The sequence below is a fragment of the Lewinellaceae bacterium genome, from assembly GCA_020636105.1.
In the GTDB taxonomy this organism is placed as follows: domain Bacteria; phylum Bacteroidota; class Bacteroidia; order Chitinophagales; family Saprospiraceae; genus BCD1.
On sequence record JACJYL010000001.1, the window covers coordinates 1,754,803 to 1,779,454 of the forward strand.

18 protein-coding genes and 1 pseudogene are annotated in these 24,652 nt (G+C 42.7%); 11 read left to right on the forward strand and 8 right to left on the reverse strand.

What is annotated here, in order from left to right; genetic code table 11:
- Positions 1 to 1,129: 1,129 nt before the first annotated feature.
- From H6571_06460 to H6571_06480, 5 genes and pseudogenes are all read right to left on the reverse strand, one after another.
- Positions 1,130 to 1,924, reverse strand: a complete 795-nt coding sequence (locus H6571_06460) for a hypothetical protein (GenBank protein ID MCB9323368.1) — start codon at positions 1,922 to 1,924, stop codon at positions 1,130 to 1,132.
- A gap of 182 nt (positions 1,925 to 2,106) precedes the next feature.
- Entirely contained in the window at positions 2,107 to 3,444 is a 1,338-nt protein-coding gene (locus tag H6571_06465) for a phage tail sheath family protein (GenBank protein ID MCB9323369.1), read from the reverse strand.
- A 67-nt stretch (positions 3,445 to 3,511) separates the two neighbouring features.
- Positions 3,512 to 4,336, reverse strand: a complete 825-nt coding sequence (locus tag H6571_06470; GenBank protein ID MCB9323370.1) for a DUF4249 family protein — start codon at positions 4,334 to 4,336, stop codon at positions 3,512 to 3,514.
- A 118-nt stretch (positions 4,337 to 4,454) separates the two neighbouring features.
- Positions 4,455 to 5,204 (reverse strand): hypothetical protein, encoded by a 750-nt coding sequence (locus H6571_06475; protein ID MCB9323371.1) that lies wholly within the window; start codon positions 5,202 to 5,204, stop codon positions 4,455 to 4,457.
- Between the two features lie 195 nt (positions 5,205 to 5,399).
- Positions 5,400 to 6,968: pseudogene (locus tag H6571_06480) on the reverse strand (arylsulfatase).
- A 561-nt stretch (positions 6,969 to 7,529) separates the two neighbouring features.
- On the opposite strand from H6571_06480, the gene H6571_06485 reads away from it, so the two are divergent.
- The 7 genes from H6571_06485 (at position 7,530) to mqnB (ending at position 15,622) form a co-directional block, all read left to right on the forward strand.
- Positions 7,530 to 8,627, forward strand: coding sequence for a PD40 domain-containing protein (locus H6571_06485; GenBank protein ID MCB9323372.1), 1,098 nt, complete (start codon positions 7,530 to 7,532; stop codon positions 8,625 to 8,627).
- Positions 8,628 to 8,736: 109 nt separating this feature from the next.
- The gene (locus H6571_06490; protein ID MCB9323373.1) at positions 8,737 to 9,186 is read left to right on the forward strand and encodes a GNAT family N-acetyltransferase; all 450 of its coding nucleotides are present in this window, start codon (positions 8,737 to 8,739) and stop codon (positions 9,184 to 9,186) included.
- Positions 9,187 to 9,450: 264 nt separating this feature from the next.
- A complete protein-coding gene (locus tag H6571_06495) occupies positions 9,451 to 10,734 on the forward strand; it encodes an ammonium transporter (GenBank protein MCB9323374.1) in 1,284 nt (427 codons plus the stop codon).
- Positions 10,735 to 11,096: 362 nt separating this feature from the next.
- The gene (locus tag H6571_06500; GenBank protein ID MCB9323375.1) at positions 11,097 to 11,918 is read left to right on the forward strand and encodes a hypothetical protein; all 822 of its coding nucleotides are present in this window, start codon (positions 11,097 to 11,099) and stop codon (positions 11,916 to 11,918) included.
- Between the two features lie 48 nt (positions 11,919 to 11,966).
- Entirely contained in the window at positions 11,967 to 13,364 is a 1,398-nt protein-coding gene (locus H6571_06505) for an aspartate aminotransferase family protein (protein MCB9323376.1), read from the forward strand.
- A 329-nt stretch (positions 13,365 to 13,693) separates the two neighbouring features.
- Positions 13,694 to 14,641, forward strand: coding sequence for a hypothetical protein (locus H6571_06510; protein MCB9323377.1), 948 nt, complete (start codon positions 13,694 to 13,696; stop codon positions 14,639 to 14,641).
- Between the two features lie 276 nt (positions 14,642 to 14,917).
- Entirely contained in the window at positions 14,918 to 15,622 is a 705-nt protein-coding gene (gene mqnB, locus H6571_06515) for a futalosine hydrolase (protein ID MCB9323378.1), read from the forward strand.
- A gap of 168 nt (positions 15,623 to 15,790) precedes the next feature.
- Here the strand turns inward: mqnB and H6571_06520 are convergent, their stop codons facing one another.
- The 3 genes from H6571_06520 to H6571_06530 form a co-directional block, all read right to left on the reverse strand.
- On the reverse strand, positions 15,791 to 16,495 hold the full coding sequence (locus H6571_06520) for a hypothetical protein (protein ID MCB9323379.1): 705 nt from the start codon (positions 16,493 to 16,495) through the stop codon (positions 15,791 to 15,793).
- A gap of 127 nt (positions 16,496 to 16,622) precedes the next feature.
- Complete coding sequence (prmC, locus tag H6571_06525; protein ID MCB9323380.1) at positions 16,623 to 17,471, reverse strand: peptide chain release factor N(5)-glutamine methyltransferase; 849 nt, start codon at positions 17,469 to 17,471, stop codon at positions 16,623 to 16,625.
- Positions 17,472 to 17,768: 297 nt separating this feature from the next.
- A complete protein-coding gene (locus H6571_06530) occupies positions 17,769 to 18,428 on the reverse strand; it encodes a PorT family protein (GenBank protein MCB9323381.1) in 660 nt (219 codons plus the stop codon).
- A 297-nt stretch (positions 18,429 to 18,725) separates the two neighbouring features.
- Between H6571_06530 and H6571_06535 the strand changes: the two genes are divergently transcribed.
- The 4 genes from H6571_06535 to H6571_06550 all read left to right on the forward strand — a co-directional run bounded on the left by H6571_06535 (position 18,726) and on the right by H6571_06550 (position 24,640).
- The gene (locus H6571_06535; protein MCB9323382.1) at positions 18,726 to 19,331 is read left to right on the forward strand and encodes a YihA family ribosome biogenesis GTP-binding protein; all 606 of its coding nucleotides are present in this window, start codon (positions 18,726 to 18,728) and stop codon (positions 19,329 to 19,331) included.
- A 43-nt stretch (positions 19,332 to 19,374) separates the two neighbouring features.
- On the forward strand, positions 19,375 to 21,093 hold the full coding sequence (locus H6571_06540) for a 1-acyl-sn-glycerol-3-phosphate acyltransferase (GenBank protein MCB9323383.1): 1,719 nt from the start codon (positions 19,375 to 19,377) through the stop codon (positions 21,091 to 21,093).
- A 158-nt stretch (positions 21,094 to 21,251) separates the two neighbouring features.
- Positions 21,252 to 21,557, forward strand: coding sequence for a hypothetical protein (locus H6571_06545; GenBank protein MCB9323384.1), 306 nt, complete (start codon positions 21,252 to 21,254; stop codon positions 21,555 to 21,557).
- Between the two features lie 137 nt (positions 21,558 to 21,694).
- Positions 21,695 to 24,640 (forward strand): DEAD/DEAH box helicase, encoded by a 2,946-nt coding sequence (locus H6571_06550; protein ID MCB9323385.1) that lies wholly within the window; start codon positions 21,695 to 21,697, stop codon positions 24,638 to 24,640.
- The last annotated feature ends 12 nt before the right edge of the window (positions 24,641 to 24,652 follow it).

A 24,652-nucleotide genomic window follows, 5' to 3' on the forward strand; every position in this document is an offset into this window, starting at 1 on the left:
ATGAATCCCCCTTCGGGGATTTTGGTGCAAAGGTATTTTTATTTAAGGTTAATAACCTAAAAAACTCTAAGTTCGGATGCCTTTTTCCCGAAGGGAATCTATTTTAATAACAATGGATGCAATCCATTGATTTGAAAAACATATCCTGTCAACCCCTAAAGGGGGCGCGGCTACTTCTTTATTCCCCTGCCATGCCGCGTTATTAAAATGAATCCCCTTTCGAGGATTTTGCAGTAAAGACATTTTTATTTAGGCGTATTAACTAAAAGAAACTCTAAGTTCGGGTGCCTTTTTCCCGAAGGGAATCTATTTCAATAACAATGGATGCAATCCATTGATTTGAAAAACATATCCAGCCACCCCCTAATGGGGGCGCGGCTACTTCTTTATTCCCCTGCCATGCCGCGTTATTAAAATGAATCCCCTTTCGGGGATTTTGCTGTAGAGACATTTTCATTTAGGGTAATAACCAAAAAACTCTAAGTTCGTGGCCTTTTTTCCCGAAGGGAATCTATTTCAATAACAATGGATGCAATCCATTGATTTGAAAAACATATCCAGCCACCCCCTAATGGGGGCGCGGCTACTTCTTTATTCCCCTGCCATGCCGCGTTATTAAAATGAATCCCCTTTCGGGGATTTTGCTGTAGAGACATTTTCATTTAGGGTAATAACCAAAAAACTCTAAGTTCGTGGCCTTTTTTCCCGAAGGGAATCTATTTCAATAACAATGGATGCAATCCATTGATTTGAAAAACATATCCAGCCACCCCCTAATGGGGGCGCGGCTACTTCTTTATTCCCCTGCCATGCCGCGTTATTAAAATGAATCCCCTTTCGGGGATTTTGCTGTAGAGACATTTTCATTTAGGGTAATAACCAAAAAACTCTAAGTTCGTGGCCTTTTTTCCCGAAGGGAATCTATTTCAATAACAATGGATGCAATCCATTGATTTGAAAAACATATCCTGTCAACCCTGAACAGGGTTGAATATTCTTGGAGAAAATTGTAAAGTGAAAGATAAAAAAAAGCCCGCAGAAACACTCCCGCGGGCCTGAACATTAGAATGAGTTTTTGTTTTTTTGAAGTTTCTTGTGTCTGCAATAAATTTTGTACAGGGAATAATCCTTAGCACTGAGTATCCTGCAAACCGGAATCCCAGCAGTGCCAGTCTTCGTCATTGTATTTTTGTGGATCTTTTACACGGCCTTCATTATTGATATTATTCCAGTCGATTTCGAGCAAGTTGTTCAATTCTATTTTGAAAACATCGTAGGAACGGTTAAATGTAGCGGTATTGTCCAAAGTTTCCTGGTATTCGATGTAACCGCCATTGCCCTGGTTATTGGGGATAATGTTGGTATATCGAATAGACCTGGCGCCATTTCCGTTATCCGCATGGTATTCGATCCCTATAAAATCTGTGGGATTGAACCCATTTTGTCTCAGGGTCCAGGTTGCGTAAGAACGGTCGATAGCGGTAACCCCATTGTACCACTGCACATCGGTGAAGGCTCCTGTCCTGGAAATGTACATCTCCCAGCCCACTTCATTATCGTTCAATATTTGTCCGTACAATTTAGCGGTGTATTGGCTTCCCTGGGCATTAAAACTGTAAGACCACATCCAGGTGCTGTTGCCCTGAAACTGGGCATCGTGATTAAATGATTCGTAAAAAGAAGCCACAGGAACAGCGAGATTTACGGTTAGAACGGCATTCCAGACCACTACGTTGGAAGCGGCATAAAACCAGTTGCTGAAAGATTTGGTGGTATCGGTATCTTCGAAACCGGTGAAAGGCATGATGAAGGATTCCTTAGATGGCAATTCAGGAGCTCCTGTATCGATCAAAGGTTCTTTCTGGCAGGATTGCATCAAAGCAACGGAAAAAACAAAGGCTAAAACATAACTTAGATTTTTCATAATTTTCAATTTGTGTTTTAAAAGTATAAGTTGAATAATTTCATCCAATTCACCTTTAATACACAGGAACGGAAAAACACCCTATGTCTATTCTAAAAAAAAAAATGTTTTTTTAGTTTCCTTGAAAATTATGAAAACCCCGTTTCACATATAGCCCCAAATCCGGGAGCTTTCGGATAAGGTCAGGATACCATCTTTTCTTCCAGGGCCAGGATAATGAATTCGGCAGGCTTTACCATAGCTACGCCCAGCTGAACCCGCAAGATCCCGTTTAGAACATCCTGCGCGGTCATAGTGGTTCCCAGCCCCACCCGGACATAATAAGCCTCTGAAGCTTTTGCCCCCGGGAATGCTCCCTCCCGCCAAAGGCTATAAAGGAAATTTTCCACCATGGATTTAACCGACGCCCAGGTATTGGCATCATTGGGCTCAAAAACAAAAGGTTTCAGGCCTTGTTTTACGGATTCTTCGATAAAAATGCACGTCCTTCTGACCGACACATATTTCCATTCATTATCATTGCCGGCCAGGGTCCGAGCCCCCCAGACCAGTGTGCCTGCATGAGAAAATTCCCTGATGGCACAAATGGATTTTCCATCACCCGAAATATTGAGATCGTGCTGATCGGTATCGTTTATGGCGATTGCTGGTTTCACCACATTGAGTACGTTTACGTTTGCCGGCGCTTTCCAAACTCCCTTTTCGCTATCCGTTTTGGCATATACCCCCGCCATACCTGCACCTGGCGGCATGAGATTCAAATATTCCAGCACGGCCTGTTTTTTCGAACGATCGTAAGTAGAAAAAAGCCCATTTTCAGCAAAATCGTCTTCTTCCAAAATTTTTGTAAACAGGTAAGGATAATAAGCCGCAGCAAAAGATTGATGTGCAGGATCAATAGGGATTATGCCTTTTCGGAATGCTTTAACAGGATCCAGCTGATCCTCCGGCGGAAATCCGCCAGGAACGTCCAGAATGGCAAAACGATCCTTCATTTTGCCACAATGATCGATCATTTTACTTTGCAGCCTGTAGCAGTTATCATAAACCTTACCGAGATCATTTCCCCGAATATCTGTAATCAGGCTTGCAGCATCGGGCACAACAACCAATGTAATTTCCGGTTCTTTTTCCAAAATTTTAAGCGCATCAGAAAAGGGCCTAATGTCCGTCAGAGTCGCCAGTTCATAATCATAACTCCCCAGGGACAATATGTAACATGCCGTTTCTTTATGCTGAAAAAACCACTTTACCCCAGCATACATCCGGTATAAAACTGACTGTGGCTGTATGCCTGTGGCTGTATAGGCAAACCTGACTTCCGGTGCCTTACCGAAAATGGTTTTAAATTCATCAAACGATTTTATCTTTACAGGTACCCGGGTGCAATCCCGTCCGCGGTAAATCGCTTTTTCCGTGTATCCTATGAATACAGGGATATAAGTTGGAACAGGAACGATGGAGTTGGGGGTGAAAGATGTTTCTTCGACATAAACTCCGGGGGTAATTTGATCTGACATAATTCTGGTTACTGGTTGCTGGTTACTTGTTACTGGTTGCTGGTGCTGGTGCTGGTTGCCGATAATTTTATTGGGCGATTAAGGTATCCGCTTTTACGGCACAAAGACCGAAAAAGCCCAAAGCCCCATTGCTGAAATTAGTGGGCAGACTTCCGGAATCATCCTCGTAAACACCACCCTGCCATTGAGTTTCCAGAACCAGGGCACGCATAAATTCGGCAAAATCTTCATTAAGGGAATATTTTTTCTCCACCACAATACTTCCACGCGGAAAAATGACATCCTCCTTCGGAGGACTAAATATCTGCCCGGCGTCAACGGTGGTAAAAGTATAATAAAAAACTTTTGCCTTACTGCTGTCGGCATTCGTTATATGGCTCCAGTTGATGTCTATCTCATACATAGCCTGCTGTACCAGTCCGTAAATATTGGCCACTTCTTTGATGCGCAGACTGTCCGTTTCGCCGATCTGTTGAAAAGTAAGCGGTTGAAAGGGCAAAACCGGCACCATATAACTCGTCGCCATATGTTGCTCGCCTTTATAGAAAACTTCCAGGGAATAATCCGTAAAATAGGTTAAAACAATAGGAACCACACTTCGAAAAGTACCTGGTTCCATGGAATCTTCAACAAATTCAACCACATTTTGTCCATCGTAAAAACGCACCACCGCTTCGGAAACCGGGACCGGTTTTTCATTAAAATCATTGTAACTCAGGGACAGTTTCACTTCCTGGGCTTTTTGCTCATTGGTGATGATGGCCTCGATGACAAGTTTTCCATTTTCACCGGGTTTGAGTTCCCAATCAACGGGAAGCTCACAAGTGGTAAACATTACCATTGTCATCAAAGGAAGACTCCATCTCCTTAATTTTGAGATATCAAAGGTCATTTTTGGATTATTTTGGTTCCGGAGATTGAACATAATCGCGTCCTGCTTTCATATAAAAATGAAATAAATCCGGATCCTGTTAACCAATATTCAATCCTTTAAAAAGAACATTCCTGTTCTAACCTAAAGGATCTGCTGACGGGTTCTTTCTCCCCTGCCCTACCTTCCTCAGGATATTCTTGATGGCAATGATGCCGAGCCAAACAATACCACCCCAACCTAAAATCAATGTAACCACCGCAAGGCCTTCATAACCCGAGCAAGAAAGGTTACAGGACAGGGCTGCGACCAAAAAGCCTAAGGTAACGGCCACGGTAATGGTCAGTATAATCAATAATGCTTTTATCAGATTATCCCTGCCATCCTCATTATGCTGCTTTTTAAATTCTCTTTTCAGCTCTTTTATTTCAGCTTTTATATTTTGCCGTAATTGCCTTGATTTTTGCCTGAGTTCCTTCTTTACACTAAAATCACTTTTGAGTTCTTTTTCAGGAATAGTTTTATGAACGATGAGTTTGGCCTTGCCCTCGGGCAATTGTAATAACGGCTCGCTTACGGAAAGAAAATGATTTACCCCAAAAGCTAGGGTCATACCAGCGGAAAAAACCAGCAGAAAATCCAGTGTTTTGCGTTTTAGATAGGAATTCCTGAACAATCCGCTTGCCTGCTCCTTCAAAGGATATAAAAAGAAAGAAAGAAAAAAAATATTGGCAAAAATAAGAAGAGGCCACCTTGAAACATCAAAATCACCAAAATAGAACAGCCCCCCCAGAACCAGGGCATTTACTCCGGTAAACACATGTGCCAAAGCAATCATGACCCTGGATTGTTTAGGATTGGCTTTTGCCCAAAAAGACAATTTTTTCATTTTAAAATTTTTATATCACTGGCCAATAAATGGATATCAAATCCCGGAAAATAGCTTGGCGGGGGGTGCTCATGACCAGATTCCGGAAATATTCCTAAAAATAACCCCAAAAGTGCAGATATGCAACTTCCTGAAGTCATCCCTTCCACGAGTGTTTTTTTTTCACAATAGGTTCAATGCATAAAGTTAATTATTTCATTCCTCCAAAAAGTCAATCTGAATCCATTCGAATTCAATCTCATCATTTTTTTGCGGCAGCCCGGGCGTACTCCTTCCCTCCCTGATATATTTGGAAAGCAATGATTTTAATTCCAGTACTTTTTCAGGATACTTTCCTTGTAAATTTACCCTTTCACCAGGATCTTCCCGTAGGTTATACAGTTGAATTTTGGGCAGGGAATCCAACGCGGCCTTATCTTCCGGCCTCGGAAAACTCCATCCTCCGGAACCCGGACACAAAATGAGTTTCCAGTCGCCTTGCCGAATAGCAAAACTGCCATTGATGGAATGGTGCACCGTAGCTTCCCGGAATGGTTTTTCCAATACCATTTGCCCGAACAAGGGCAACAAACTGTAGCTGTCCTCCCCTTCTCCATCCGACAGGTTATACCCTGTAATCTCGGCGCAGGTGGCCATCAGATCTGTGGTACAAATGGTTTCATCCGAAATACTTCCCTGCTTAATTTTAGCCGGCCATTTTGCCAAAAAAGGCACGCGGTGGCCGCCTTCAAAAATATCAGCTTTATGTCCTCGGTAAATATACCCGGGATAATGTCCTGCCGCTTCAAGTTCATCTATTTTAGCAGCCGGAGAACAACCGTTATCACTGGTAAAAATGATCAGAGTATTTTCTTCAATGCCGGCAACTTTAACGGCGTCCAACAACTAACCGAAATAATCATCGATCATCATCACAAAATCACCGTAAGGGTTCAGGCCGCTTTTTCCATGCCATTCAGGAGCAGGCAGGATGGGCGTATGCGGCGAAGGAAGCGCCAGGTACAAAAAGAAAGGCTGCTTTGTTTTGGCTTGCTCCTGAACATAAGTTATGCCCTTTTCAAAAAAGTGGGGCGTAACTTCTTCGTGGATAAAATCTTTAGCGGTAGGGCCTTCTCTCCACCAGGAATATTTTCCTGTATTTACAGTCATCGTATCCGGCAGGGCCGTTACCTTCCCGTTTTCCACATAAACATAGGGCGCCATATCCAGCGACCCGCTGTGTCCGTATGCATAATCAAACCCCAGCTCATTGGGCGAATTTGTAATGGGTTTTGAAAAATCTATTTGGTCAAAATCCGTAGCATCCCAGCCTTCTCCGCCAAACTCTGTGGAATCTTTTAATGCCCAGTCCCAACCCAGGTGCCATTTGCCAATGAATGCGGTCTGATATCCTTGTTTTTTTAAGATCGAAGCCACTGTACTTCTTGTACGGGGAATTAAAGCTTTTGATTTACCCGTCAACACTCCGTTTTTGAGTGTACTCCTCCAGTTGTACCTCCCCGTAAGTATCCCATAACGCGTAGGCGTACAAACGGACGATGAAGTATGCGCATCCATAAATCGCATCCCTTCTGCCGCCAACCGGTCAATATTAGGGGTTTTGATTTTACTGTTTTTATTGAATGAAGCAATATCTCCGTAGCCCAGGTCGTCCGCCAGCACATAGATGATGTTAGGCCTGGCTGATACTGGCATATGAGCGGTTTTACATCCGAAAAAAACGGATAATATACCTAATAGAAAGATCAGTTTAAAATGAATCATGGCTGGTATTTTTTGGAAAGATTTGTGGAGCATACTGATTACATGGTTTAAAATAAAGTTAGTTTTTTATGCAGTAGGCTAATAGCGTTTTATTTATTACCCCCGATAAGCATTCCCCTGTAATTCAAGGAAAAAACATGGTGGTGTTGAGGTGTATCACAGGCTTATTGTTTTTGATTAAAAACCAACAATTTTGGGGAAGGCACAGGATACCGCAATATGGTCATAAAAAGATGCCAAGATAAGTAAAGATGCTGCGTTCAGCAAAATGCATTCCCCCTATTAAAATAAGGTTGCGGATGCACCTAAAAAAAATCCTTTGTTGGGCAAAAAAATTGGAGGCTGCTCCCCTAGCAGCCCAAACCTCTCCCTCCAGACAATGATGAAGCCGGACATATAAAGTGGAAACTAAAAGCAGTGCTCTTATTTCCCGGTGTCCTTTCGCCCTTAAAAACGCTCTATTTTCCATCCTTTCACCATTTATGACAATTCTGTGACCTGTGTTTGCAGAAAAAGGAGATAGGAATTCTATTTTTGCAAAAAATGATAAATAACGCAAATATGAAGAATCACTTATTACTGTTGATCCTGGGATTATTAGCTATCCAGGCTTGTCAGCAAACGGCAAAAAATCCTGCAACGGAAGAAGTTACCGAGGCAGTGGACAGCCTTCGACTCGAAGGAGAAGTACACTTCAAAAATGTTCGTCAACTCACTTTTGGAGGGGATAATGCAGAGGCTTATTTCAGCTTCGACGGGACAAAACTATCTTTCCAGGCCAAAAACGAAGCCTGGGGTACTCAGTGTGATCAGATCTATTACATGCCCATCACCGGATACGAAGGGGATAAACCTACTTTAATCAGTACCGGAAAAGGCAGAACGACCTGTGCTTATTTTATGCCGGGAGACGAAAACATCCTTTTTGCTTCCACCCACGAGGGCGGTGACAATTGCCCGCCGGAACCCGAACACCGGGCGGACGGAAAATACGTATGGCCGATTTATTCAGATTTTGATATTTACGTTTCGGACCTCAATGGTAATTTGGTCGCAAAATTGACCGATACTCCCGGGTATGATGCCGAAGCAACCCTTTCTCAACAAGGAGATAAAATCGTTTTCACCTCCATGCGCACCGGCGATCCTGAATTGTTTACTATGAATCTCGACGGATCAAATGTTAAACAGGTAACCAGCGGACTGGGATATGATGGTGGAGCATTTTTTACCCCGGATGGACAAAAACTGATCTTCAGGGCCTCACGTCCTAAAACTCCGGAAGATATTAAGGTTTACAAAGATCTGTTGGCGGAAGGGCTGGTCCAACCTACGGAAATGGAACTGTTTATGTGTAATGTTGACGGCTCTGAACTGACTCAAATCACAGAACTGGGCAATGCCAACTGGGCTCCTTACATGCATCCTTCCGGACAAAAGATCCTGTTTTGCTCCAATCACAAAAGCGAGAGAGGATTTCCGTTCAATATTTTTATGATCAACCTCGACGGAACGGGTCTTGAGCAGGTGACTTTTGATACCGCCTTTGATTCCTTCCTGGTATTTTCACCGGATGGCAAAAAAGTAGCTTTTTCTTCCAATCGTAATAACGGCGGAACCCGGGCAACCAATGTTTTTGTGGCGGATTGGGTGGAATAATTTTTCATTGCAGTTTTGAAAAAAGGGAAAAAATCCCGCCTCACGAATATGGGTTGCAGAAATAATTTTGCAACCCATATATTTTTTTAAGCATAAAATTTCCAACCCGATGCAAATCCAACAGGCAACCATAAAGGATATTCCCCGGTTGAATCTCATCAGTGTGGAATCCAAAAAACATTGGGGATATCCTGATGATTGGATAGAACACTGGAGGCCCGACCTCACCGTTACAAGGGCCTTTTTAAAGGAAAATCATGTATTAAAGCTGGTGCTCGAAGGAGAAATCAGAGGGTTTTGTGCCATTTCGGAATCTCCCGAGCAATACGAAATTGAGCATCTTTGGGTACAACCTGCGTTTATCGGTAAAGGGTTAGGTAAATTTTTACTCGAGGCCTCCCTTGAGAAAGTGGTAAGACGCCCCATAGATATAGTGGTGGTGGCTGATCCCAACGCCGAAGGGTTTTATACCAGCCAGGGATTTGTGACTTTTAATGCCGTGGAAAGTTATCCAAAAGGGCGCTTCTTACCCTTGATGAGAAAATCCCTGACCCCATAAATCGGGGGCTAGCCGTTGTAAAAACCATTTAATTTTTCAAAAAAGGATATTGTCTGTTTTCGAAATTGTCCTAAATTTGGTTTCGTAACTTAGTTTTTGTCTTTTCCCAACCTGATAGATTTTACCAAATTATACCCGAAGGATGCCGGACGTCCTTCAGTGTCTTTCCGAATAGTACCAAAAGTTTAAACCGCTTATACCAACGTTTTCCTTGAGCGCAAGGGAAATACATGACATAATTTTTAACATAATACCAATAAGGACATGGGAAAAAGAATGAATTTTATCGTATTGACCGTGCTAGTGCTGGTCGCTTTGCTTTTTGGTTCGGAATACAAATTCGTAACCGGTGGCGGGGAAATAGATTCCGGGGATACCGCATGGATGCTGATTTCCAGTGCGTTTGTACTGTTGATGACTCCTGGACTGGCCTTTTTTTACGGGGGCATGGTCAGTCGGAAGAATGTTATTTCCACGCTGATGCAAAGTTTTGTGGCCCTGGGAGTGGTGAGCCTGATCTGGGTTATTGTCGGGTTTAGTATCGCTTTTGGAGACAGCATTGGGGGTATTTTTGGCAATCCTTTTACTTACTTTAATTTCAGGAATGTCACGTTAAGCCCCAATCCGGATTTTTCTTCCACGATTCCTTTTTTGCTCTATGCCTTATTTCAAATGAAATTTGCCATCATCACCCCGGCATTGATCACCGGAAGTTTTGCGGAAAGGGTCAGGTTCAGAAGTTATATCCTTTTTGTGGTGCTGTTTACCCTTTTCATTTATGCTCCTCTGGCACACATGACCTGGCATCCCGACGGATTGCTGAGAAACTGGGGCGTGCTCGATTTTGCCGGAGGAACCGTGGTCCATATGTCTGCCGGTTTTGCCGCATTGGCCGGGGCTTTCTTTCTGGGCAAACGCAAACAAGAATCCCACGAACCGGCTAACGTTCCTTTTATCATTTTAGGAACGGGATTGTTGTGGTTTGGCTGGTTCGGATTCAACTCGGGGTCTGCCCTGGGCGCCAATGAAGATGCCGTCATCGCCTTTGCCAATACCAACCTGGCCTCGGCATCTGCTATGATCACCTGGATTTTCTTGGAGCGTTTCCACAACAGGAAAATGTCCGCACTCGGTGCCTGTGTTGGGGCTATCGTAGGCCTTGTCGCCATTACTCCTGCTGCCGGATTTGTGACCCTGGGGCAAAGTATTTTTATTGGTTTTGTGGCGGCGATTACCAGCAACTACGCCATTCGTCTGAAAAACAAATCCGACCTCGACGACACCCTTGATGTATTTCCAAGCCATGGGGTAGGAGGTATGGTGGGGATGATCCTCACCGCCGTATTTGCCAAGGAAGTGGGATTGATTTACGGGCATACCAGCACATTTTTTTACCATATAATTGCCCTGGTCATCGTGGCAGTGTTTACCTTTGGAGGCAGTTGGCTGCTGTATTATATTGTTGACATCCTGTTGCCTATGCGTGTTACGGAAAGCCAGGAAGAGAGAGGGCTGGATGCCTCCCAACATGGTGAGACTTTTGTTTAATCTCTGATTCAGGAGCCTTTTGCATATCAACAGGCTCCTGAATTATGAAAAAAAATTACACTTCCCACACTTTTTTGTATGCTTTAGCGGCAGCTAATGTGGTTATTCATCTTGCCTTTTATGGAAATTTTCTGTATTAAGCCTGGACTGAATCACGCAGATCACGCCGATTTTCGCAGAAAAAATAAACAGAACAGCGATTTTTTTTCTAAAATAGGTAAAAAAACCATCCAGCTGACTCATTTCTTTTGATCAATATGCTAATAATGCAGGTAAATTTGAATTCCTGGATTTTGTAGCTTTTTTAATAATCCATTCCTGGTTTTTAATTGGCTTCCAAACATCTTCTCTATATTTGGATCATGAAAAAAATAACGCTTATCCTTATTGGTTTTCTGTGGATTTTGGGACTTAGCGCACAAAACGGTGTTCCGCCCGTGGCAGGGGCGCGTGGAGCGGCGTTGGGCGGGGTTGGAGCCGCTTTTGAAGATGTACATAGTGTGTTTTCCAACCAGGCCGGCATGGCCTCTGTCGAGGAATGGGGAATTACCCTTTTGGCGGAGCAGCGCTTTCTACTCAATGCCATTCGGACAGTTGCTGCGGGAGGAGTGTTGCCATTGAAGTCCGGGAGCCTGGGCATGACTTTAAATTATTATGGCACCGAAGCCTATAACGAACAGCGGGTCAGCCTGGCTTATGCCCGGAAACTGATGGAAAATTTTTCCATCGGGGCGGCACTGGATTATCTGAATACCAATATCTCGGAATATGGCAGCAAAGGAGCGGCTACTTTTGAACTGGGGCTGATGGCTCGTTTTACGCCACAGCTGAACATGGGGATCCATGTATTTAACCCATTGAACGTGAAGTTGATTGAAGGGGAAAGGTTACCTTCTTTATTAAAAATAGGATTGAAATACAGTCCGTCCGAAAAAGTGAATATTTTCGGCGAAGTGAGCAAGGATATTGATTTTGCGGTCAGCACCCATTGGGGGGTGGAATACGAACTGATCGAGGATTTTCATTTGAGGGCCGGAGTGGCTACCCAACCCGTTGAGATCACCTTCGGTGCCGGGTACCAATTGAAAAACGGATTCATCCTGGACGTTGCCTCCCGCTATCACGAAGTGCTCGGAATTTCCCCTTCTATTGGAATTGTATTCGTTGGAAGAAAGTCGGATTAAGGCCCGGGGTTTTGATAAAAAAGGCAGATGGTGCTTAAAAAATGAATCATGCTCAAAAAAGAAAATTTCATAAAGGACTCCACCCGGATCATTGAGTGGATCGATGATTATTTTAATAAACTGGAGTCCTTACCGGTAAAGTCGCAGGTAAACCCAGGAGAAATCTACCACCAGATCCCTCCCGTAGCGCCAGATCAATCCCAGGGTATGGATCAGATTCTGAAAGACCTGGACGAGATCATCCTCCCCGGGATCACCCATTGGCAGCATCCTAATTTTCATGCTTATTTCCCGGCCAATGCCTCTTTAGAATCGCTTTTTGGAGAAATGATCACGGCCTCTATCGCTGCCCAGTGTATGATCTGGGAAACCTCACCTGCCGCTGCCGAACTCGAAGAACGCATGATGGAATGGCTGATGAAAGCCATGGATTTCCCACCCGGGTTTGAAGGCACCATCCAGGATACCGCTTCAACGGCTACCCTGACAGCCATTATTACGGCCCGGGAAGTGGCGACCGGGTTTAAATCCAATGAGGAAGGCGTTCCCAATAATCTGCGGGTGTATTGCTCTACCCAGACCCATTCTTCCATCGATAAAGCCGTTGGTATTTCCGGGATTGGGAAAAAGAACCTCATCAAGATCCCGGTGGATGATCAAATGAGACTGATTCCGGAACTGTTGGAAAAACAAATTGTGGAAGACCTTGCCAACGGATTGGTTCCATGCTGCGTGGTAGCCGCTATAGGGACGACAGGCACTGTGGCTGTTGATCCGGTGAAACCTATTGCGCAAATTTGTAAAAAGTATAAAATATGGCTTCATGTGGACGCCGCCTTCGCCGGTACAGCCTTGCTGTTGCCGGAATACCGCTGGATGGCAGAAGGCGTGGAAGGTGCGGATAGTTTTGTGTTTAATCCGCACAAATGGATGTTTACCCATTTTGATTGCTCGGTTTATTTTGTGAAAGATGTCAATGTATTGATCCGCACCTTTGAAATCCTTCCGGAATATTTAAAAACCAATACAAGAGGACTGGTCAACGATTACCGAGACTGGGGCATTCCGCTGGGGCGCCGTTTCCGGGCCTTGAAACTTTGGTTCGTGATTCGTGGTTTTGGGCTCGACGGCATCCGCAAACGCCTTCGGGAACACATCGCCCTCAATGAATTTTTTGCAGGCCAGATCGATAAACATCCCGATTTTGAACTGGTTCTCCAACCTTTCCTGAATTTTTCCTGCTTCAGGTATCATCCGGCAGGCGCAGATCCTGCACAATTGAATGACCTGAATGAACAATTGAAAGATAAACTGAATAAAACAGGACAACTTTTTCTTTCCCACACCAAAATTGACGATAAATATGTGCTTCGTTTTGTGATCGGGCAAACGTATGTAGAGCAGGAACATGTCGAGAAAGCATTGGAAATGATTTTCGGAATGTAGAAGGAAGATTGAAAAAAAATGGATCTAAGAAAACGATTAATTGAAATGTTTAATTCATAACAATATTTTTACATTTCGGCTTTTTCCTTTATATTTGTAGGCATAATCACACCCAAAAAAGCCCCGCACCATGAATTTCAGGGCATTACCCCCCCCTTACCCCCCCCTTACCCCCCCCCACTATTTGAAATTATATTGTTAATGTTTTTTTTCAGTTCTAACAGACAAAGGCACTATTTCCAAAAAGCTTGTCAAGGATTAATTTTCCACATTAACTTTACCCATAGTGGGGGGCAAATTCTCCATTATGGTTTTTCAACTTAAAAATTATGAAAAATATTTTTTTCCTTTTGCTGGTAGTTTGTTTATATTTTCTTGGTTGCCATAAGGATGAAACTTGCAAAGAAATAGAACATTTAGTTGATTTACAAGAAACGTCTCTTTTTCAAACAGTATACCCATCATATGGTGTACCATACTTTAACCCCAATAATTCTGAAGAAATTATCTTTTTTTATGCAAATGAAGAATCAGGTACAACTGAAAAGCTCGTAAAATATAATTTAATTTCCAAGGAATATTACACTATTCACGAAGGGAACATTGGCATACGACCCAGATGGAGCAAGAAAGGTTGGATAATTTTTCAATTATGGAATGAACTTGGGAATGACGGCTATAACATTTGGAAGATCAAAGAAAATGGAGATAGTCTGACTCAATTAACTACATCGGGACTTTGTTTTTTCCCTGAATGGAACAAAGAGGGAGATAAATTTATTTATGAACTAGGATATACGAGTCCAACTAAATTTATAATCGCTGATCAAAACGGTGATGTTATTGATACAACATTAGTTGGAGTTGGTGGCAACGGTTCATGGCAACATGATTCCCTGGTTGCCAATGGAAATTTCCAAGGATTGTTTATTGGTAACCCCTACAGCAATTTTTATGACTACGACCTTATATACAGTTTAGAGCATATTTCACAATCAGCGGGTGGTGCAGAATGGATAAATGAACATGAAATAATATGGAGCCATGTAACAGGAGTATATTTTACAAATATTTCAGACAGCATTACACATAGGATACTTAAAACCTGCAATGCTAAATTTTACCAATTGCCAACTTATTCTCCACAACTTAATAAAGTTATATTTCAAAGAGTAGAAAGAATAATAACTGATGGTGAAAAAGGAGATTTATATTCAGAGCTTTATATGATGAACCTGGATGGAACAGATGAAGAAAAAATTGAAATACTTGAATAGGGAGGTTATATTTATAAGATTTGACAGAACCATAACCGACCCCGAAAATTTCTTGGGAACAGCAAGTCAACTTTTATTCATGATGAACCCCGACGGCACCGAAATGGAAGAAATAATCATCCCGGATTAAAATCAGAAGATCAATATCCATAGCTTTAAACAAATCAAAAATCCGTGAAAACCCGTTTTACTGTTCCATCCGTGTTCCATCGGGAATAATTGGGGTTGAATTTTTTATTTCCCATATCTTTGCTTTTGTAAGCATCAAAATCTACTATGCAAAAAATCCTCATAGTCTCCGCCACCAGTTTCGAGATCACTCCCCTGGAAGAATTTCTCAAAGGCAATTTCCGCCAGACGGGCAATTATCGCTATACCCATGATGAGATGGAAGTGAGCCTGCTGATCACCGGCGTGGGCCTCCCGCTGACGGCTTATGCGGTGGGCAGGGCACTGGCAGCCACATCATACGACCTGGTCATCAATGCCGGTATCGCGGGTGCTTTTAACCGGGCGTTCAAAATCGGGGAAGTGGTGCAAGTGGTGCAGGAGCAATTTGCCGACATTGGGGTGGAGGAAGCAGATGGTCGTTTTGTAAGTGTGCACGAAATGGGGTTAATCGAACCCAATCAGCCGCCTTTTATCGAGGGCTGCCTCAAAAATGAAGGCGCAGCAGCATTTGATTTTTTGCCGACGGCCACGGCCATTAGCGTCAATAAAGTGCACGGCAGTGAGGCATCTATCAAAAGCATCACAAACCTGTTCCCGGCTGACCTGGAAAGTATGGAAGGAGCGGCTTTCTTTTATGTGTGTTTGTGCGAAAACGTATCTTTTTTGCAGCTGAGAAGTGTCTCCAACTACGTAGAACCAAGAAACCGGGAAAACTGGGACATTCCCCTGGCGATCAATAATTTGAATGAAGTGCTGAAGGAGTTGATCCAGGTGCTGATGGTGGCGGGTGCTTCGAAAAGGAGGGGGTAGGCGGGAGGCTGGTTGCTGGTTACTTGTTACTTGTTACTTGTTACTCGTTGACTTGTTGCTGGTTGGAAAAACTTAGGAGTTCGATATTCAAAAAAACCACTAAAATATCGAACTCCTAACTCCGAAAATAAATTTTGAATTTTTTCAATAATTTAGGGCAAAGGATCCTTATTTACACTGATTATAAGCTGCTACGTGGGAGGCAAAGTCGCTCCAATCCACCCTTTTATCTCCAAATTTGAGGGCTTTCTGACATCCCTTGTAAAGCGTCTTGAAACTGTCTTTGTAGTCTTTTTTTAACATTTTATAAGCGGGAGCCTCTCCTTTTTTGACAAAATAGGATTTTTCCTCACCACCGGCGAGCGTAACGCCTGCAATCCCCAATGAGGCTGTTTCATTAGCAAAAGGATCGGTATAAACACGAATCTCGCCAGGGAAGGTTGGGTTGACCAGTTGCATCAGGAGGACAAAGGATTTCTTTTTGATCTGAACCTCTGTTTTTTCAAAATAGGCATAACCTTTATTGATGACATCCTGCTCAATGTCATCTCCCCATTGGGTGGCATCATAAGCAAAGTCAATGGTTTTCATCACTTTGTCGAATCCGCTTGGAGGTAAATACATGACTTTGATCTGGTCGGCAGTATATTCGGTCTTATTGCCGAGAGAGTCTCTGAGAGTAATGGATTCGATCTGCCCTTTTTTGCGGTCGAGATCCTTGATGGTGCCCTCCACCTTAGTGCCGTCTTCCAGGGTTACGTAGGCCACTTTTTTGCCTGAGAAAGTGTCAAAGGCGGGGATGAATTGCTGTCCGAATGCAGTAACAGAAACAAAAACAGCCACCAATAATAAAAGAGAAATCCTTAATTTCATTTTCATAAAGTTTAATTAATTAAATAATGAGGCGAAAGTACCGAAAATGTTGAGCAATGTGGCGGAAGAGGAATTAAATATTAGGACGGAGCGCTAAAATTGCCCTTCCAATCCTTATTAAAAAGCATCAAATCCTATTCAAAACCGCCGTTACCATCCGGTCCTTACCGCTCATATCTTTGATGAGCTCTATTTGTGAATACTGCCTGTCTTTTAACAATTTCACTACCTCCGAGGCATTAAATTCGTTGGTTTCAAAAAACAATCGCCCCCCGGAGTTTAAATGTCTTTCGGCAAAGTCTGCGATGTTTCGGTAGAAGACCAAAGGATCTTTATCGGTGACAAAAAGTGCCAGGTCAGGTTCGAAATTTTTGACGAATTCGGGAACGATATTTTTTTCTTTTCCCGGAATATAAGGCGGATTGCTGACGATGAAATCAAAATGAAGCAGACTGGCCTGCGCCTCCATGTTGAGGATGTCGAGGAGGTGAAAATCAATTTCAACGGCAAGGTCCTGGGCATTTTTTTTAGCGACGATCAGGGCTTCCGGACTGATGTCCAGTGCATGAATTTCCCAATGGGGTCTTCTCTTTTTGAGGACAATGGGAATACAACCGCTCCCCGTTCCGATATCAAGGCCTTTTAGCGCCCCGGCTTCAGGAAGGGTTTCAAGGATCAGGTGAACCAGTTCCTCGGTATCCTGCCGCGGAATGAGGACATTTTCATTTACATGAAAAACATAACCGTAAAAATCCGCCTTGCCCAAAACGTATTGCAGGGGACGACCGCTGAGCAATTGATCCTGGATCTCAAAAAAGTAGGCCTGATCGGTGTCAGAAAGCAGGCGGTTGTGTTGAAGGTTGGAAGTGCCAAAAACATCCTCCGCGACAATGCGAACCAAACTCCTCGTTTCTCCCTCTCCGTAAATGGGTAGGAGGGTTTCGGTTAATGTTCCTATGGCTTCTGCTACGGTCATGCGATAAGGCTATAATGTTGCGATATTATAATAATACGATACTATGATTTTAAGATGCGGCAATATTTTGATGTTACGATACTATGATTTTGTGACGCTATTATTCTTAAGATGCCACGAAACTAAGGTATGCCAATGCCAGTATATTTAGGTCTTAGCTGGTTTATTTTTTTAATAATGATAAGCTGTCAAAAATTGCATCGCACTATCAAACCATCGTATCATCGTATCATCGTATCATCGTATCATCGTATCATCTGTATCATCGAATCATCGTATCATCAAACGATCAATAAATCACGGATAATGCTCGCCAAAAACAAAACCGACGGACAGCAGGAATCGGGAAGGAGATTGATCGAATGAATATTTATTGCCGAAAAAGACAATGTGGTCCCCGAATTTTGAAAAATTGCCTTCATACCTGAAATCCACCGTGAATTTCCAGAGGTCAAGTCCTAGACCTGCCTGCCAGCCAAGGGTTAATTCTTCGAATTTTTGTTCGTATCCTTCGATATTGTCCAGTAATTCGGAGGTGCTGTTCAGGTAAAAATGACCAACAGGCCCTGCATGCAGCCTGATGGGACCGGATTTGTACCCAAACATAAAAGGAATATCGAGGTATTGATATTTTTCGGAAAGAATGCTGTCGGTGACAACGGAATTATTGATTTCGATGATGGAATAGTCTACTTTGTTGGAATTGAGCAGAATTTCCGGCATGATCATAAAATTTTTGCCAAATCTCATGCGAATGACGAGCCCTCCATGGATGCCATATTGTGCATTTTTGAGGGCCATCTTTAGGTTTTGCACACCGTTAATATCCAGGATATTGAGTTCCGGGGCATTGATATTGGTGGTGCTGGCCCCTGCTTTGATCCCTAATTTTAAAAACTGGGCGTTTAGGGACAATGCGAAACACATCATAACAAGAGGGAAGAGCATTTTTTTCATTAGCATGGTTATTTTCCTGTTGCCTGCAAAAATACAATTATTACAAAAGCAATCCTTTTTTTTCAAATCAGATCTATAAAAATGGCTGTATATTCGGCGTTTGGCAAAGGAAATTAGATAATGTACCCAAGCTGAATGGACAGTCTTCGTGTTGATGTTGGTTTTTTTGACTAATTTTGTGTTGTTAAAATATAACGAAGGGTGGTTTTAATTCTTTTGTCAAAGTGAAAATTATTTTTTTGACATCAAAAAAAGACTGAAGTTTAAAACGGCCTTTGAGTGTAAGAAAAGTAGCAAATGAACATTAATTCTGTATTTTTTACCGGAAGCTTTCCAAAAGTATCTTCCTGTCCTACCGACGGGTTGCCGGAATATGCCTTTATCGGACGATCCAATGTGGGCAAATCTTCCCTGATCAATATGCTTTGCAGCCGGAAGGATATTGCAAGGGTATCGCACACCCCTGGGAAAACACAACATTTGAACTTTTACCTGATAGAAGACAAATGGTATATGGTTGACCTTCCCGGATACGGGTATGCCAGTATCTCAAAAAAGACGAGGCATTCCTGGAAAAAAATGATTAAGGATTATTTTCTGAAAAGAGATACCATGTTCTGCGCTTTTGTGCTGGTAGATTCGAATATTGCCCCGCAAAAAAATGATATTGAATTCATGAACTGGTTAGGTGAGTGCAGTGTTCCGTTTGTGATTGTTTATACCAAAGTGGATCGGTTGAAGAAAAAAGAGTTGACCGAAAACATCGAGAAAATACAGCAGGAATTATTAAATACCTGGGAAACCCTGCCGCCCCAGTTCTATACCTCTGCCCGTAAGGCGACAGGACGCGAGGAAATTTTAAATATGATCGAGGAGGTAAACGAAAAGGTTAAGGCTTTGTAGGATTAAGAATTATTGTGCTACCGGTTTTAGCTAATAAATAAAAATGGAAGATAAAAATAAAAAGTACCCACAAATCTGGCCTAATATAGAGGATTGGCCTATATACAAATTACACCAGGAACGGAAAGCGTTTGTCCAGGAGATTGAGCGTTTCACGCTGGATCGCATGTTGAGAAAAAAACCTTCCGTAGTGACGGATGTCATCGCCAAAACAATCTACAAAGAACAAATAAGGATCAAAGAGGAACCATGGAAAGTGGACCCGCCCAATGAAAGGGTATTTTGGAAAAAGATCAAAAACAAGTTGATGCGGGAGTCCCTGGATCAGCCCGATGAAAAAGCCGCTTTGGCCAATAAGGAAATTTTGGAGCGGATTATTCACCGGTATGCCGAAGAAATCGTAGGTACTTTCAGGATCAGCACTTTCAAATTCGCCCGGAAATTCCTGTATTTCTTTTTTACCCGTTTGCTGAATACGGCTGCCAGTAGAAATTATAAGAGAATCTGGAGCAGTAAGCACAAACTCTATGATAAACTGAAGGTAAGAGGAGAGGTGGAAACAGTCAGACAACTGATGAAAAAAGGGACGCTGATTGTGGCCCCTACTCATTTTAGCAACCTGGATTCTATTCTTATAGGGTATGCGCTGGACGAAGTGGTGGGATTGCCTTCGTTTGCTTATGGAGCAGGTCTGAACCTTTACAACTCGGGGGCGGCAGCCTATTACATGAATCGCCTGGGCGCGTATCGCGTCGATCGCCGCAAGAAAAACAGCGTTTATCTCGAAACGCTCAAAACAATGTCTAACCTGGCCATCCAAAGAGGTACGAACAGCCTGTTTTTTCCTGGAGGTACCCGGGCGAGATCCGGGGCATTGGAAAGCAACCTGAAATTGGGGTTGTTGGGAACCATTGTGGAAGCACAAAGAGGGATTTATCAGTCCGGAAAGGAAGATAAGGTATTCGTCGTTCCGCTCATCCTCGGGTATCATTTTGTCCTTGAAGCAAAACACCTGATAGAACAGCATCTGCGCCAGGTGGGAAGGGAGCAGTATTTTGTTTCCAGGGACGGATCTCACAGTTTTCGATTGATCGTAAAATTTATCTGGCAACTGTTTTCCAAAAGCAATGAAATTGTACTTTCTCTCGGACAGCCTATGGATGTCCTGGGAAATCCTGTTGATGCGGAAGGCAATAGTTATGATAATTACGGCAATAAAATTGAGGTAAAGGAGTATTTTATGTCTGACGATGAAGTAACGGAAGATATCCAGAGAGAGTCTCAATACACCAAAGCACTGGCCGAGAAAATAACGGAGCGCTATAAAAAGGATAATATTGTATTGTCCAGTCACCTGGTAGCCTTTGCTGCCTTTGAAATCCTGAAATACGAAAATTCCCGACTGGATCTTTATGGCATATTGAGATTGCCGCCGGAAGATTATCAATTTTCCAGGGATCAACTAAGAGAAGTGATTGGTCAATTGAGAGAAGTATTGATCGAAATGAAATCTAAAGGTGAAATCAAACTTTCCGGCGAAGTGGAAGGTGATCTCGAAAATCTCATAAGCCAGGGGATTGCACGCATGGGCAATTTCCATACACTGGATCCGCTTATGGTCAATAAAAAAGGCCAGATCGTCAGTAAGAACTTTAAAATCCTCTACTATTATCACAACCGCCTGAGTGGTTATCAACTGGAATCCAAGATTAACTGGGGTAAAAAACAAGAGGCCACCACCGAAGTCTCTATTGAGGGATAAAAGAATTCGGCGATTGGCTGGTTAATTTTTTAAATTTAATGTTTTACAATTTTAATTAAAAACACTATTAGTTGTTTTTAAAATAGATTTGGATTATATTTGTCAAAGAAATCGGAAATTTTACAAATAAGATAACCGGACCTATTAAAAAAGAAGTAATGAACGGATTGGAAGTATTAATGAATAAAGGATTTGAGCTCGGTGTTAAAGAAGGTTATGAGGAAGGGATTGAAAAAGGCATCGAAAAAGGCATCGAAAAAGGCATCGAAAAAGGCATCGAGAAAGGCATCGAGAAAGGCATCGAGAAAGGTATTGCCAAAGGGTTAGAGCAAGGAATACGTCCCGGAACAATTTATCTTTTTCAGCAAGGATTGGAGGTTAAGGAGATTGCAAAAATTCAACATGTACCGGAAGCATTAATTGAAAAGATTATCCACGAATTTGAAAAACATGGAAGCGCCTGAAATTCATTGCATTCATTCCTGTTAGCAGGCCAATCATTAATTATCGCGGAGGATTTTTCAAATACCTTTCAAATCAATTTACCAGTCACAAACAATTTCATATCTTAGCCCCTTTGCTAATTTTCCACCATTGACAAATGTCACAAAACCCGACTTCCAAACCTCCGCGGCTCGACGTAGTTTACAACCTTTATGAATTTGAACAAGGGCTGTTCCTTCCCAATGCTTTTGTGGTAAGTGTCGATAAGCAGGGGCTATTTGCCCATATCAGACAAAAGGCGCTTGCTCATACTATCGGCGGTTTTGGTTTGCCCTTTGATCCGGTTCGGGAAAAATTATTCGGAATTATTGAATGGTTGCAACCTGCTGCCCTGGAAGCCCGATTCAATACCAATAAACGAAAGCAAAAGCCGCTCGATTTTTTATTAAAAGAGCCTGAAATAAAAAAAGCCATATTTAAATTCGTCAATCGTCATCTCGATGAGATCCTGAGTTTCATTTCCAATCACAAATTGCCATTGAGTTTTGATGCAGAACGAAAGATTCTGGTACATCAATTTATGGTCCGGACAGGTGATTTCGAACTGGAACCCTATTTATTTTTTAAGAAAACCGAAACGGAGGTTTTTTATCGGCTGGTGATGGCTGAAAATGATCAAAAATGGAAAATCAGTTCAAGGGATGTCATTCCTGTTTGCAACCATCCGGCCTGGGTCATTGCAGACTATAAGCTCTATAAAATTACTCATATCAATGGCAATATGGTCAAGCCTTTTCAAACCAAAAATGAGGTGGTGATTCCCAGTGCTTCGGTGAAAACTTATTTTAAAACCTTCATTTTAAAAGTCGCTGAAAAGGTGGATATCGAGGCGGAAGGATTTGAGGTGGTGGCCAATGGCAAATTGTTGGGGTGTAGGATTGAGGCGGTACGTAATTTTTTCAACGGCCAATGGGGACTTACCCTTCAAATGCTTTACACCGGGGTACATTTCAACTGGAGCGAGAAAAAAGAAAAGCGTACTTCCATTGAATTCATGGGGGAAGAAATACGAATTGTAAGGGTATCCAGGGATATGAACAAAGAAGCGGACTTTGTAGAAAAGCTGAAATCTTTCGGGTTGAAAAATACGGTGGGCAGTTATTTTCAAACGGAAGTTGCCCGGCTGGCAGATAGTGAAACATCTACAGAGATGATCGAGTGGTTATCGGAAAACAGGAAAGCCCTTGAACAAGCAGGTTTTGCTGTTCAGCCTCCCGAACATGAAGGAGATGTGATTTTCCTGCAAAAGCCAAGCCTGCAAATGGATATCAAGAGAGATAACGACTGGTTTGATGTTCATGCCATAGTGACCGTAGGGGAAATTTCTTTTCCTTTTGCCCGGCTCGGAAAAAATATCAGGGAAGCAAATCCTTTTTATAAAATGCCCGATGGGCGATTTTTTGTTATTCCACAGGAATGGATGAGCAAATACAGCGAATTTTTTAAATTTGTCCACCATTCGGGAGATAAGCTGAAACTGGTAAAAAGCCAGTTTACCATCCTCGATAAAATAGGCCTTAAGGCAGATGGAGACCCCATAACAAAAAAGGAAGTTAAAGATTTCCAATTGTCCAAATGGTTGAAAGCAGAACTGCGCCCTTACCAGTTGGACGGGGTAAAATGGCTGGTTGAGCTCTACCAAAATGAGTTGGGTGCCTGTCTTGCCGACGATATGGGACTGGGAAAAACATTGCAGACCATTGCTGTTTTACTGCATGCGAAGGAACAAAAACCCCTCACCACCCAGGCCAACAGTTCACCCGGACAACTTGACTTGTTTTCGGCGGCCTCTGATGCACAGTTTCTCAAACCCTTAAATGCCCTCATCGTGTTGCCTGCTTCCCTGGTATTCAACTGGCAATCAGAATTAATGAAATTTGCCCCTTCCCTTACCTCTTACCGGCATGTCGGGGCAAAACGCCATACAGATATTCGTCTGCTGCACCGGTTTGATGTGATCCTGACCACCTACCAAACCGCTTTAAGGGATATAGAATTGTTAAAAAAACTGGAGTATGAGTATATCGTTCTCGATGAAAGTCAGCAAATAAAGAACAGGGAGAGCAAAGTCTTTAAAGCGATCAATGAACTGGTCGCCAGGCATAAAATTTCTTTGAGTGGAACGCCTATTGAAAATTCTCTTTCAGATCTTTGGTCCCAAATGCAATTTATCAATCCTGATCTGCTAGGCTCCTTCAATTTTTTTAAGAAAGAATTTTTGCGGCCGATTGAACAGTTGCAACAGGAGGAGAAAAAAACGCGCCTCAGGTCATTGGTGCAGCCTTATCTTTTGCGAAGAACAAAGGAAGAAGTGGCCAAAGAACTTCCTCCCCTGACCACCAGTATCCTTTACACGGAAATGACGAGTGAACAAAAAAAATTGTACGAAAGGGAGAAATCCGCTGCGAGGAATTACCTGCTCGAAAATTTTGATGCTGCAGACGGAAAATACAGGTTACTCGTACTTCAAACATTAACAAAACTGAGGCAACTCGTCAACCATCCCGTATTGGTCAAACCCGATTACACCAGGGAAAGCGGGAAATTCCACGAGGTGATGGAACAATGGGACGTAATTCTTAAAGCAGGTCATAAAGTGTTGATTTTTAGTTCATTCGTTAAATATCTTGAATTGTTTAAAGCAGAGTTGGATAAGAGGGGCGAAGCCTATTCATGGCTTTCCGGAAGTTCCACCGCTAAGCAAAGAGAAGAAGAGATCAAAAAATTTGAAAGGGAAGAACAGGTAAAGTCTTTTTTGATCTCTATTAAAGCCGGCGGGGTAGGGCTCAACCTCACCGCTGCCGACTATGTATTTATCCTGGATCCATGGTGGAATCCGTCGACAGAACAACAAGCTATTGCCCGCGCTCACCGGATCGGACAGGAAAAAAGCGTTTTTGCGATCAAATTCATCACCCGGGAAAGTATTGAAGAGAAAATACTCAAACTCCAGGAGCGCAAAAGCCAGTTGGCAGAAGATATCATTGGCCAAACCGGAACCATGACCTTTAGCCGGGGCGATATCGAATATTTGCTGCAATAGAGCCGATGCACA

Excerpts from the sequence above, each read along its gene's own strand:
- H6571_06535 (MCB9323382.1), top strand. The coding sequence starts at position 18,726 with ATGAACATTAATTCTGTATTTTTTACCGGAAGCTTTCCAAAAGTATCT.
- H6571_06510 (MCB9323377.1), top strand. The coding sequence starts at position 13,694 with ATGAAAAATATTTTTTTCCTTTTGCTGGTAGTTTGTTTATATTTTCTT.
- H6571_06460 (MCB9323368.1), bottom strand. The coding sequence starts at position 1,924 with ATGAAAAATCTAAGTTATGTTTTAGCCTTTGTTTTTTCCGTTGCTTTG.
- H6571_06530 (MCB9323381.1), bottom strand. The coding sequence starts at position 18,428 with ATGAAAAAAATGCTCTTCCCTCTTGTTATGATGTGTTTCGCATTGTCC.
- H6571_06500 (MCB9323375.1), top strand. The coding sequence starts at position 11,097 with ATGAAAAAAATAACGCTTATCCTTATTGGTTTTCTGTGGATTTTGGGA.
- prmC (MCB9323380.1), bottom strand. The coding sequence starts at position 17,471 with ATGACCGTAGCAGAAGCCATAGGAACATTAACCGAAACCCTCCTACCC.
- H6571_06475 (MCB9323371.1), bottom strand. The coding sequence starts at position 5,204 with ATGAAAAAATTGTCTTTTTGGGCAAAAGCCAATCCTAAACAATCCAGG.
- H6571_06495 (MCB9323374.1), top strand. The coding sequence starts at position 9,451 with ATGGGAAAAAGAATGAATTTTATCGTATTGACCGTGCTAGTGCTGGTC.
- mqnB (MCB9323378.1), top strand. The coding sequence starts at position 14,918 with ATGCAAAAAATCCTCATAGTCTCCGCCACCAGTTTCGAGATCACTCCC.
- H6571_06485 (MCB9323372.1), top strand. The coding sequence starts at position 7,530 with ATGAAGAATCACTTATTACTGTTGATCCTGGGATTATTAGCTATCCAG.
- H6571_06540 (MCB9323383.1), top strand. The coding sequence starts at position 19,375 with ATGGAAGATAAAAATAAAAAGTACCCACAAATCTGGCCTAATATAGAG.
- H6571_06520 (MCB9323379.1), bottom strand. The coding sequence starts at position 16,495 with ATGAAATTAAGGATTTCTCTTTTATTATTGGTGGCTGTTTTTGTTTCT.
- H6571_06545 (MCB9323384.1), top strand. The coding sequence starts at position 21,252 with ATGAACGGATTGGAAGTATTAATGAATAAAGGATTTGAGCTCGGTGTT.
- H6571_06490 (MCB9323373.1), top strand. The coding sequence starts at position 8,737 with ATGCAAATCCAACAGGCAACCATAAAGGATATTCCCCGGTTGAATCTC.
- H6571_06465 (MCB9323369.1), bottom strand. The coding sequence starts at position 3,444 with ATGTCAGATCAAATTACCCCCGGAGTTTATGTCGAAGAAACATCTTTC.
- H6571_06505 (MCB9323376.1), top strand. The coding sequence starts at position 11,967 with ATGCTCAAAAAAGAAAATTTCATAAAGGACTCCACCCGGATCATTGAG.
- H6571_06550 (MCB9323385.1), top strand. The coding sequence starts at position 21,695 with ATGTCACAAAACCCGACTTCCAAACCTCCGCGGCTCGACGTAGTTTAC.
- H6571_06470 (MCB9323370.1), bottom strand. The coding sequence starts at position 4,336 with ATGACCTTTGATATCTCAAAATTAAGGAGATGGAGTCTTCCTTTGATG.